The 11,973-nt window shown below is 43.8% G+C and carries 11 protein-coding genes; 5 read left to right on the forward strand and 6 right to left on the reverse strand.

What is annotated here, in order from left to right; translation table 11 throughout:
• Window positions 1–40 precede the first annotated feature (40 nt).
• From glmS to KXQ82_RS01410, 3 genes are all read left to right on the forward strand, one after another.
• A complete protein-coding gene (gene glmS, locus KXQ82_RS01400) occupies window positions 41–1,876 on the forward strand; it encodes a glutamine--fructose-6-phosphate transaminase (isomerizing) (RefSeq protein WP_219486140.1) in 1,836 nt (611 codons plus the stop codon).
• Between the two features lie 115 nt (window positions 1,877–1,991).
• Window positions 1,992–2,687, forward strand: coding sequence for a hypothetical protein (locus tag KXQ82_RS01405; RefSeq protein ID WP_219486142.1), 696 nt, complete (start codon window positions 1,992–1,994; stop codon window positions 2,685–2,687).
• A 151-nt stretch (window positions 2,688–2,838) separates the two neighbouring features.
• On the forward strand, window positions 2,839–3,777 hold the full coding sequence (locus tag KXQ82_RS01410) for a hydrogen peroxide-inducible genes activator (protein ID WP_219486145.1): 939 nt from the start codon (window positions 2,839–2,841) through the stop codon (window positions 3,775–3,777).
• On the opposite strand, the gene KXQ82_RS01415 is transcribed toward KXQ82_RS01410, so the two are convergent.
• The 6 genes from KXQ82_RS01415 to KXQ82_RS01440 all read right to left on the reverse strand — a co-directional run bounded on the left by KXQ82_RS01415 (window position 3,761) and on the right by KXQ82_RS01440 (window position 7,837).
• A complete protein-coding gene (locus KXQ82_RS01415) occupies window positions 3,761–4,786 on the reverse strand; it encodes a flavin reductase family protein (protein ID WP_219486147.1) in 1,026 nt (341 codons plus the stop codon). The two genes, KXQ82_RS01410 and KXQ82_RS01415, sit on opposite strands and share 17 nt — an antisense overlap.
• A gap of 1 nt (window position 4,787) precedes the next feature.
• Window positions 4,788–5,783, reverse strand: coding sequence for a quinone oxidoreductase family protein (locus KXQ82_RS01420; RefSeq protein ID WP_219486149.1), 996 nt, complete (start codon window positions 5,781–5,783; stop codon window positions 4,788–4,790).
• A gap of 187 nt (window positions 5,784–5,970) precedes the next feature.
• Window positions 5,971–6,582 carry a superoxide dismutase gene (locus KXQ82_RS01425; protein WP_219486152.1) on the reverse strand — a complete coding sequence of 204 codons (612 nt, stop codon included), beginning with the start codon at window positions 6,580–6,582 and terminating at the stop codon, window positions 5,971–5,973.
• A gap of 82 nt (window positions 6,583–6,664) precedes the next feature.
• Window positions 6,665–7,141 carry a nucleoside deaminase gene (locus KXQ82_RS01430; RefSeq protein ID WP_219486154.1) on the reverse strand — a complete coding sequence of 159 codons (477 nt, stop codon included), beginning with the start codon at window positions 7,139–7,141 and terminating at the stop codon, window positions 6,665–6,667.
• Window positions 7,128–7,505: an SdpI family protein gene (locus KXQ82_RS01435; protein ID WP_219486156.1), complete on the reverse strand. Its 378-nt coding sequence runs from the start codon at window positions 7,503–7,505 to the stop codon at window positions 7,128–7,130. The genes KXQ82_RS01430 and KXQ82_RS01435 overlap by 14 nt, the downstream gene beginning before the upstream one ends.
• Window positions 7,502–7,837: a tRNA-binding protein gene (locus KXQ82_RS01440; RefSeq protein WP_219486158.1), complete on the reverse strand. Its 336-nt coding sequence runs from the start codon at window positions 7,835–7,837 to the stop codon at window positions 7,502–7,504. The genes KXQ82_RS01435 and KXQ82_RS01440 overlap by 4 nt, the downstream gene beginning before the upstream one ends.
• 112 nt (window positions 7,838–7,949) lie before the next feature.
• Between KXQ82_RS01440 and KXQ82_RS01445 the strand changes: the two genes are divergently transcribed.
• Complete coding sequence (locus tag KXQ82_RS01445; RefSeq protein ID WP_219486160.1) at window positions 7,950–9,137, forward strand: class I SAM-dependent rRNA methyltransferase; 1,188 nt, start codon at window positions 7,950–7,952, stop codon at window positions 9,135–9,137.
• Window positions 9,138–9,605: 468 nt separating this feature from the next.
• On the forward strand, window positions 9,606–11,972 hold the full coding sequence (locus tag KXQ82_RS01450) for a TonB-dependent receptor (RefSeq protein ID WP_255563342.1): 2,367 nt from the start codon (window positions 9,606–9,608) through the stop codon (window positions 11,970–11,972).
• Window position 11,973: the final 1 nt, after the last annotated feature.

Consider the following 11,973-nt stretch of genomic DNA (forward strand, 5'->3'; position numbering starts at 1 on the left):
AGATTGATGCTTTTTTTTTACATTCGATAAATTTTATACTATGTGCGGAATTGTAGGTTATATAGGTTACAGGGATGCTTATCCGATCATAATAAAAGGCCTTCACAGGTTAGAATATCGTGGTTATGACAGCGCCGGTGTAGCATTGTTTGATAAAGAATTAAAAGTTTATAAAAAGGCAGGTAAGGTAAGCGACCTCGAAAATTTTGTAAAAGATATTAGCCTGAAAGGCCATATAGGCATGGGCCACACCCGTTGGGCAACCCACGGTGCACCGAGCGACAGAAACTCGCATCCCCACTCATCCGGCGATCGTAAGTTAACCATCATACACAATGGTATAATAGAAAACTATGGCATTATAAAGGAAGCTTTGCTTGCCAAGGGGCATGTTTTTAAAAGCGATACCGATACCGAAGTTTTAATACACCTGGTAGAAGATATTCAGAACGAAACGGGTCTTGACCTGCGCGAGGCTGTGCGTGTGGCTTTAAACAAGGTAGTTGGTGCTTACGCGATAGTAATTATGAGTGCTGACGACCCTGATCAGATAATAGCGGCCCGTAAAGGTAGCCCACTGGTAATTGGCGTTGGTAAAGATGAGTATTTCGTAGCTTCAGATGCTACACCGATTGTGGAGTACACCAAAAACGTAATTTATCTTAACGATAACGAGATCGCGTACATCCGCAAGGATGACCTGCTGGTTAAAAATATTGATAATACCATTCAAACCCCGTATATCCACGAGCTTGAGCTTAAGCTGGAGATGCTGGAAAAAGGTGGTTATGATCACTTTATGATCAAGGAAATTTATGAGCAGCCCCGCTCTATCCGCGATTGTTTACGTGGCCGTATTTACCCTACAACCGGCAAGGTTCAATTGGGCGGTATAAAAGAATACACAGAGAAACTCAAAAACATTGACCGTATCATCATTGTAGCCTGCGGAACATCATGGCATGCAGGTTTGGTAGGAGAGTATTTGATAGAGGAGTATGCACGTGTCCCTGTTGAGGTTGAATACGCATCAGAGTTTAGGTACCGCAACCCCATCATCACCGAAAAAGACCTGGTAATTGCCATCTCCCAATCGGGCGAAACTGCTGATACCATGGCAGCTATTGAGTTGGCTAAAGAGCGTGGCGCAACTATATTTGGTGTTTGTAATGTGGTAGGCGCATCCATCCCGCGCACCTCGCATGCGGGTATCTATACACACGCCGGGCCTGAGATTGGTGTGGCATCAACAAAAGCATTTACCGCGCAGGTTACCGCCTTAACCATGATTGCGTTTTACATAGCACAGGTACGTGGTGCCATAACCCAAAGTAAACTGATAGAATACCTTACCGAACTGAACGAGATACCTGGTTTAGTTGAACGGGCATTAGTGGCCAATGATCATATCAGGGATATTGCAGCTGTGTTTAAAGATTCGCGCAACTTCCTGTTTTTGGGTAGGGGGAGTTCTTTCCCTGTAGCTTTAGAGGGTGCTTTAAAGCTGAAAGAGATATCATACATCCACGCCGAAGGTTATCCCGCAGCCGAGATGAAACACGGCCCTATCGCTTTAATAGATGAAGAAATGCCTGTTGTATTCATTGCCACTAAAAACTCATCGTACGAGAAAGTAGTAAGCAATATACAAGAAGTAAAGGCCCGTAAAGGAAAGGTGATCGCTATCGTATCCGAAGGTGACATTGATGTAAAGGAAATGGCGGACTACGTTATCGAAATTCCCGAAACACATGAAGCATTTGTGCCACTGGTAGCAACTATTCCGTTGCAATTGTTATCATACCACATTGCGGTAATGCGTGGCTGTAACGTTGATCAGCCACGTAACCTGGCAAAGTCTGTTACGGTAGAATAACCCGTTCAATATAAATTGGAATGCCGAATTGGGATGAAACCTGGTTCGGCATTTTTATTTAACATATATAACGTAACTATTGTAACGCTTGATAAGATATTATCGTCTTACTAATATGAAAACCTTATCATATTTAATGATGGGGATAATATTGGTAATGTTGTCCTCATGTTCGCACGATGTTTATAATAACCGTTCGTATTTATCTTCGCATGATTTTAACGGGAAAAAATTAGCGGTGCTGCCTGTTGAAGTGTACTATACCGGCGTACCTGCAGCTACAACAGACGATGCCCGTACCGAAGAGAATGCGACAAGCCTTTCAACCCAAACACAGGTTGAGCAAACCTTTTTAATGCATACCTCAAAACATGGTGCTAAAAAGTTCCAACAGCAGGTGCAGATGATGAACAGCAACCAGGTGAACGACCGTATTAAAAGTGCCGTTCCCGATCTGAGAACTGCCTGGAAAATGGCACCTGATAGCCTTGGCCGTTTAGCAAGGGCCGACCTGGTACTTAAAGTGCGCCTGGTGCGTACACGATATATGTCTGAAGGATTAGCGCGCGGTATTAATACCGGTAAAGCCATATTTGATGCTGTGGTGAATACCAGCACCAACGGCCTGGCTTTTACGCCCCGTATTAAAGCATATGGCATTCAATACGAGATCAGCCTGATAGATGCCAAAACCGGTACATTGATATCCAGCTATATTAACAAGCCCGAAGATGATAAGAACGGGAATAGCATTGAAAAGGGTAACGAACTAATGGCTAAACAAGCTGCTGTGTATGCAGCCGCTAATTAAACAGATGATTTTAGAAAACGAAAAGGCGGCTAAGGCTGCCTTTTTTGTTTCAAATGAGTGTGGATTTTGATCACATTATATCATTGATTTATGGTATAGAAAAAATCAATGATATTGTTATATTTGAATAGATTAAAACTATACTGTAGATATGACCATTGTACAATTAGAATACATAGTTGCCTTAGATAGCTACCGCAGCTTTGTTTTAGCTGCCGAAAAGTGCTTTGTAACGCAGCCAACGCTAAGTATGCAGATACAAAAGCTGGAGGATACTTTGGGCGTAAAAATATTTGACCGCAGCAAACAACCTGTTGTACCTACCGAAATAGGCGAAGAGATCATTGCGCAAGCACGTGTGCTGCTATCTGAAAGCCAAAAGATAAAAGAGATCATCAGCGACAGGCAAAAAGAATTATCAGGCGAACTGAAGATCGGTATCATCCCAACGGTATCGCCATACCTGCTGCCGCGTATAATTGCCCGTTTTATCGAGAAATACCCTGCAGTTAAACTCATTGTATGGGAGCAAACCACAGAAGAGATCATCCAAAAGCTAAAATTAGGAACCTTGGATTGCGGCATCTTATCTACGCCATTACATGAGGCGGCTATTTTAGAGATCCCTGTTTTTTACGAGAACTTTATTGCCTACGCATCTAAAAACAGTAACCTCTTTAAAAAGAAAACCATCAATCCAGATGATATTGATATGGAAGAGATATGGATATTGAACGAGGGCCACTGCATGCGCGAGCAGGTATTGAACATTTGCCAACGCCGCCGTGCAACCAAAGGGTTCCAGCATTTTGAGTACAATACAGGCAGTGTTGAAACCCTGAAACGCATGGTTGACCAAAACAGCGGCGCTACTATATTACCCGAGCTTTCATTATCAGACCTGACAGAGAAGCAACTCGATAAAGTACGCTATTTCAAATCTCCCGAGCCTGTACGCGAGGTAAGCATCGTTATCCAGAAAAACTACCTTAAGCGCCGGATGATAGAGGCCCTTAAAGCCGAAATACTGGACTTTGTACCAAAACGGATGCGCAGTAAAAAGAAGAAAGAGGTTATGGAAATCCAATAATCACATCATCACTCACCGGGTGACCTGTACAGGTAAGTATCCAGCCATTCTGCATGTCCTCATCCGTCAGTACATCATTAACACTCATGGCAACTTTGCCGCTGCTGCAAATTGCCGTACAACTTGAGCAAATGCCTGCCTTGCAACTGTAAGGTAAATGGATGCCGTTTTGCCATGCCGCATCTAATATGCTTTGGTTTTCACCGACGATGAGATCGTATACCTTACCTGCAAAATCTACTTTTATTTCCCTGGTAGGATAGGTGGTAAAAGTAACTTCGGGTATGGCCTCTATCACAAAATTCTCTTTGCGTATCTGCGAGGGTTTAAAGTGCATGGTTACCAGTGTTAGCTTTATCATACGCATATACACAAACGGGCCGCACAAAAAGAACGCCGCATCGTTTGCCGGGTATTTCAAACCATTATTCACCAATTGAATAACCAGTTCATTATTTAAACGCCGTGGCCGCAAACCCTTCTCGCTTTCGCTGAAAAGATTAACAAGCGTAAACCGATTGGCGTAGGCTATGGCCATTTGGTTCAACTCTGCATAAAATAGTGTTGACTGTGTATTTCGGCTACTATAAACCAATGTAACATGGCTTTTGCCGGATTCTGAAAAAATAGTTTTTAGCTGTGAATAGACCGGCACAATACCACTCCCTGCCGCGAAGTAAAACAGATTTTTTGCTTTTTGATGATCGGCCACAACAAACTTACCCGAAGGCTCCAAGGCGTTCCAAACATCACCAATTTTAGTTTTACTCAATAAAAAGCGTGATATCTCACCATTGGGGATACGTTTTACAGTAATAGCAAGCAAAGCTTCACCGGGAGATGAACTGATAGAATAGGAACGGCGTATCTCGGTTTGATGATGCGTAAATACCAGTGTAATGAATTGTCCTGCTTTATAAGCTATATGCTTACCATCAACCTCGCTTAAAAAAAACGTAGCCGTATCTGCAGTTTCCCATTTAATGGCATATACCCGTAACTGCAGCATATTACATGCGGATAACGATCTTGCCGAATTGTGTAGAGTGCTCCATCACAGCAAAGGCCGCTTTTGCTTCATCCATAGTAAATACCTGGTCAACTACAGGTATAATGTGATGCTCATCAACCAGTTTAAGCATGGCCTCAAACTCTGTAACAGTACCCATCATAGAGCCCGATAGGTGTAATTGCTTATAAAAAAACTTACGCGCGTTAAACTCCGGGAAATTGCCTGCCGTACCGCCGAAAGTAACAATATGTGCGCCGGGTTTGCAAAGGTCGGGTATTTTGGAAAAACCCTCACCCAGGGCGCTGTCAATAACTACATCAAAACCGCCTGCCAGCTTTTTAAGCTGTTCATCCCAATCTGCATCTTTATAATTAACGCCGGCCGTTGCCCCCAAGCTTTTGGTCAAAGCAATCTTTTCGGCCGAGCCTGATGTTGTGTATACTTCGCAACCTGCCGCTACGGCCCATTGTATCAAAAATGTACCCGTACCGCTGCCCGCGCCTATAATCAATACTTTATCGCCTTTTTTGGCTTTACCTTTGGTAAATAATGCCCGGTAAGCCGTCAATCCAGCAAGAGGAATGGCCGCAGCCTGTTCCCAGCTTAAATGTGCCGGTTTATCATATAAATATTCGGCGTTTACTTTTACATATTGGGCAAAGGTGCCGTCATCTGGCAAGCCTAATATCTTAAAATCCTTACCCTGAAATTCAGGGTTATCACCATAATCATGGCTGGCGTTAATAATAACCGCTTTATTTATTAATCCGCTATCCACACCTTCACCAACCTCAACAACTACACCTGCTCCATCCGAACCTAAAATGGTTGGATATTTTATGCCCGCGTATTTGCCAACAGTTATCCAGTAATCGCGCCGGTTTAATGCCGCGGCTTTTACCTGCACCAAAACTTCGCCGGGTGATAACGTCGGTTTGGCAACTTCTTTTATAACAATAGGATTTTCGGCACTTTCCAGTACGATAGCTTTCATGGTGGGATCATTTTAAATAAAATACGTCATTGCGAGGCACGAAGTAATCCTAAATTATTCATTTGCGCCAAAGCATATCGCCTGCCTTTCTATCGAAGATTGCTTCGTGCCTCGCAATGACGTTATTCAAAAAAACGGTTGAACCAATGGCTCAACCGTTTTTAATATTTAATAAAAGACTGTATAATTAAGCTATTGCTTTTTTGTACAGATCAGCAACGTGGTTCCAGTTCACTACATTCCAGAAAGCCGCGATGTAATCAGGGCGGCGGTTTTGGTAGTGCAGGTAGTAAGCGTGTTCCCAAACATCTAAACCTAAAACCGGGGTACCTTTAACTTCGGCAATATCCATTAAGGTATTGTCCTGGTTTGGGGTTGATGTTACAGCTAATTTTTTATCGGCAGTAACAATTAACCATGCCCAGCCCGAACCAAAACGTGTAGCACCTGCATTAGCGAAGGCCGTTTTAAAATCGGCGAAAGAACCGAAAGTGCTGTTAATAGCTGCTGCCAGATCGCCTGTTGGCTCGCCACCACCATTTGGAGTTAAAATGGTCCAAAAGAAAGTGTGGTTGTAATGGCCGCCGCCGTTATTACGTACAGCAGGTGGGAATTTAGAGATATTGTGAATGATATCATCGATGCTGCTTGTAGCCTCAGGTTTGCCTTCCAAAGCTTTGTTCAGGTTGGTAACGTAAGCCTGGTGGTGCTTGCCATGGTGAATTTCCATAGTAGCTTTATCAATGTGTGGTTCAAGTGCGTCGGTAGCGTATGATAACGCTGGTAATTCAAAAGCCATAGTGATTTATTTTTAAAGGTTAAATTAGAATATGTGAAGTACAAATATAAAGGCAACTAATGGTTATTTGTTTAATTAAATGTCAACTTTTCAGTCTTTTTCGTCTGAAAAATTCTTTCACCAGTTCAGAGCATTCATTTTGCATAATGCCGCCTGTTACCAATGTTTTGGGATGCGTTACCTTTTGGTTCAACCTGCCAAAACCTAATTTTGTATCATAAGCTCCAAAAACAATTTTACCAACCTGGAACCAGTAACTGGCACCCGCGCACATTACGCAGGGTTCCATGGTAACATACAGCGTACACTCGGGCAGGTATTTACCACCCATATAGTTGGCGGCGGCCGTTAAAGCCTGCATTTCGGCATGCGCCGATACATCGTTCAGCCGCTCGGTAAGGTTATGCCCCCTGCCTATAATTTGTCCCTTACACACTACCACAGCGCCAATAGGTATCTCATCTTCGGCAAAAGCCAGTTGGGCTTCTTTAAAAGCCTCCTTCATAAAAAACTCATCGGGCACTATGGCCGGCTCATCTTCAAAATTATAATAGCGCATTGCCGTCCTTATCGAAAGTTTTATCCATATACTTTTCTGTCATCACCATCATCACAATGGGCGATGCAATGCCCGATGCCATGGCCAGCAAAGGCATGGCAGGTTCGGCATGGCTCCCTAATATTAATGCTAAAGCAATACCTCCAACAATGCATATCAGCCCTATTTTCATCATCAGCTTACCCGAATAGCTATTGGCGGCGTCCCATGTTTGCTGATTTTTTAAAGCGAGCCCCATGCGGTAGCCATAATACTTGTTGATGTGCTTTGGCGGGAAGCGGTATTGAATGAACCCAACCAAAAGCATAATTATCCCGATCAGTTGAGGGCCGATGATGAGATTTATAATTTGAAATGTTGTCATATCAGTTTGTATCCGTTTGGTACCGGTTTATCTACCCCCGAAAGAACGATATCGCCGTTCTCATCGGCAAAGCCGGTCACCAAAAATTCCGACATAAAGGTAGCAATTTGCTTTTTAGAGAAGTTAACCACCCCTATGATCTGCCTGCCTGTCAATTCTTCTTTGGTGTAATGCTTCGTGATCTGCGCGCTGCTCCATTTAATGCCCAGTTCGCCAAAATCAACCTGCAGCTTGTAGGCAGGCTTTCTGGCTTCGGGGAAATCAAGCACCTGCAACACCGTACCAACACGCAATTCAACCTTTTCAAAATCATGCCATGTTATGGTTTCCATGGTTCAAAGATAAAAGTTATTAGTTATTGGGTTGTTGAGTTATTAAGTATCCGGTAATCCAAACTTAATAACTCAGTAACTAAACAACTCAAATAATTACCTTTGCCCCATCATGATCGACGTTATACTAAAAAAAGGCAAAGAGAAAGCGGTACTACATAAACATCCCTGGGTATTTTCGGGTGCGATAGAACGTGTTAAAGGTAAACCCGAAAATGGCGAGATTGTAAAGCTGCTCGATGCTAAAGGCGCCTTCATGGCCTATGGTTTTTATAACGATAAGTCGCGCGTGGCACTGCGCCTGTTGGAATGGAATGAAGACGTAACCATCGACGAGGCTTGGTGGCGGGCAAGAGTGGCAGGAGCAGTGGCAGCAAGGCGGTTTCTTCTTGAACCCGGCGTTACCGATACCTGCCGCCTTATCTTCTCCGAATCTGACTACCTTCCGGGATTGATTGTTGACAAATATGCCGATCACCTTTCCCTGCAAATATTGACCTCGGGGATGGAGAACATCAAACCGATCATCATTGATGAGTTGCAAAAGCTGCTTAACCCTGCCAGTATATTCGATCGTTCTGACGCTTCATCGCGCGAGCACGAAGGCATGGCGCCATCATTCGGTATCCTTGCGGGAAACCAGCCGCCCGAACTGGTAGCGGTTGTGGAGAATGGCATTAAGTATCATATCAACATTGCCGAAGGGCAAAAATCAGGCTTTTATTGCGATCAGCGCGATAACCGCAAAATTGTAGCAGAATACACAAAAGGAAAGAACGTATTGGACTGCTTTAGTTATACCGGTGGCTTTACACTAAATGCCTTTAGCCATGGTGCTAAATCAGTAACCAGTGTGGATAGTTCTGAGCTGGCGATAGAAACACTTAAAAGTAACCTCGCGCTCAATGGTTTCGCTGCGGTGGAGCATCGCAGTATTAAGAGCGACGTAAACAAGCAACTGCGCAAGTTTAAAGAAGATAACGAAACATTCGACCTCATCATCCTCGACCCGCCAAAATACGCGCCATCACGCTCGGCATTAGACCGCGCCGCACGGGCTTATAAGGACCTGAACCGCCTTGCCATGCTCATTCTTGAAAAAGGGGGCTTACTGGCCACCTATTCCTGCTCCGGCGCTATGGACATGACCACCTTTAAACAGATCCTCGCCTGGGCCGCGCTTGATGCCGGTAAAGAGGTGCAGTTCATCCACCAGTTTTGCCAACCTGCAGATCACCCCGTTCGTGCCTCCTTCCCCGAAGGAGAGTATTTGAAAGGGCTGTTATGTAGGGTATTTTAGTTTAATGATTGAGTGATCAGGCGGCAGGAATGTTATAAATTTCCTTCTTCACGCTGGTTGAAGCAGGATGCTTTGACCCAAAATGTCTTAAGCTTTCAGCTTAATTTGCTGCATTATGCGACAGGCTACCACTGCGTGTGGCTACCAATTTGTTAAATCGAAATTTTTATAATAGAAAGTCCCGTTAAGGGGCTTTTTTATTATAGGGTATTGTACTGTAGTTAATACCTGAAGCAGGTCAATAATTTGAATGTTATTTTTATTTGGATTTATTCTAAATAAGAGTACTTTTGTCAAAAATATCAATATGTACCTGCCCCTTCCCCCTTAACAAGCTGATACAAAAAAACCCGATGATCCGTCGCCAAACTTCCTATCGGGTACAATCAACAGATTTTTCAAACCATTAATTATTCTTACAAACGTATGTATTCTTTTTTACGAAACAGCTATTTCTTTAGCCGATGTTTGATCGTCATCACATTATTTATCTTTTCTTTTTCGGCCTTTGCCCAGCAGGCAGGCACCATTCGCGGAACAGTAAAAACATCCGATGGTAAACCCGCCGAAATGGTGAGCATAATGCTTACCGGTACAACCAAAGGTACTTTGGTTAATCAGGCAGGCCATTATCAATTAAAAAATATTACGCCGGGCCAATACACCATTATGGCGCGCCTTGTAGGTTTGGTACCACAAAGCAAAAACATTACCGTAGCTGCGGGCCAAACCCTTACGGTTGATTTTGTACTGGCCGAAAATAACAAGGCCCTGCAGGAAGTTATTGTGACTGCCCGTAAAAACAAATTTGCCAATTTTGAAAGCAAAATGGTGGCAAGGATGCCCTTAACTAACCTGGAAAACCCGCAGGCTTACAGTACGGTTTCTAAAGAACTGATGGCCGAACAGGTAGTAACCAACTTTAGCGATGCATTAAAGAATGCGCCGGGGCTGGATAAGTTATGGACATCTACCGGCCGCAACGGCGATGGGGCTACCTATTATAGCTTACGTGGTTTTAGCACACAGGTAAGCGTTGTTGATGGTATAGCCGGCCAAACCAATGGCGATATTGACCCTGCAAATATTGAAAAGATAGAAGTAATAAAAGGCCCTTCGGGTACTTTATTTGGCGGCGCCTTAACCACCTTTGGCGGTTTGGTAAATGTGGTAACAAAAAAGCCTGTTGATACACTCGGTGGCGAGATTGGTTATACAGGCGGCAGTTTTGGCTTAAACCGTTTAACGGCCGATGTGTATGGTCCGTTAAGTGCTAAAAAGGATTTACTTTTCCGTTTAAATACCGCTTATACTAATCAGAACAGTTTTCAGGATGCCGGTTTTTCTAAATCAACATTTATAGCCCCGGCCATTGAGTACCGGGCTACAGATAAGCTAACCTTTAACTTTGGTGCTGAATTTTACCAGTACGAAGGTACCAGCCCGGCATCGGTGTTCCTTAACCGTTCGCGGGCTTTCATTGCTACAACACCTGCCGACCTGAATTACGACTGGAAACGCTCATACACCAGTAACGATTTGACCATGCAAACGCCTACCGCTAACATTCACGGGCAGGCCACGTTAAAATTATCAAATAGCTGGACATCGCAAACCATATTCTCATCAAACACACGCAAATCGGATGGATTTTACCAGTACGAGTTTATTCGTTCGGCAACTACTGATGACCTTTTGGAGCGCAACATCTCATTGCTAAATTCTACCAGTACAGCAGTTGATATTCAACAGAATTTTATTGGCGATTTTAAAATAGGCAACCTGCGCAACCGCCTGGTAGTTGGTGTTGATTACCTGAACCAGAATACCAATAACAGCAACTCGCCTTATATCGCTTTTGATGTCATCAGCGGTTCGGCTGCCAGTACAAATTACCTTGCTATTAACCGCTCGGCGGTAATGGCAAAATTAGGTGCCAGCACCGATGCGCCTACAAAAAACAGTACTTATGGCTATGTTTATAGCGTATACGCATCGGATGTGCTGAACGTAACCGACCGCCTGTTAGCGATGCTAAGTTTACGTGCCGACCGCTTTGACAGCCAAACTACAACCAGCTATACCCAAAACGCCATATCGCCAAAATTGGGCTTGGTATACCAATTGGTAAAAGACCAGGTATCTGTGTTTGGTAACTATATGAACGGCTTTAAAAACGTAGCGCCGGTTACCCAGCCCCTGGCCGATATTTCGGGTACGTTTAAACCGCAGCATGCCAACCAATTGGAGGGTGGTATAAAACTGGACGCTTTTGAGAGCAAGCTGAGCGTAACGGCAAGCTACTATGATATACAGGTAGATAATGTAACCCGTACAGATGTACTTACACGCGACGGCAAAAACTACAATATAACTGTACAGGATGCAAGCCAGTTAAGCAAAGGCGTAGAGTTTGATGTGATAGCCAACCCCATTAACGGATTGAATGTTATAGCCGGCTTTAGTTATAACGATAGCAAATACACCAAAAGTACCGTACAGTTAGAAGGCCGTAGGCCAAACTCGGCTGGGGCCGCGCAACTGGCTAACCTTTGGTTAAGCTATACCTTACACAAAGGCGACTTGAAAGGTTTGGGCATAGGCTTTGGTGGTAACTACGCAGGAAAGAACATGACGGCCAATACGCTTACTACAGGTGTGTTTACCCTGCCCGAATACATAATACTTAACGGAAGCTTGTTTTACAATACCAAAACATTCCGTTTGGGTTTAAAAATGAACAACCTTACCGGGAAAGAATACTTTAAAGGTTGGAGCACTATAGAGGTACAGGCGCCGAGGAACGTTGCCGCTAACATCAGTTTTCGTTTTTAAG

The sequence above is a fragment of the Mucilaginibacter rivuli genome, assembly GCF_019391655.1.
GTDB lineage: Bacteria > Bacteroidota > Bacteroidia > Sphingobacteriales > Sphingobacteriaceae > Mucilaginibacter > Mucilaginibacter rivuli.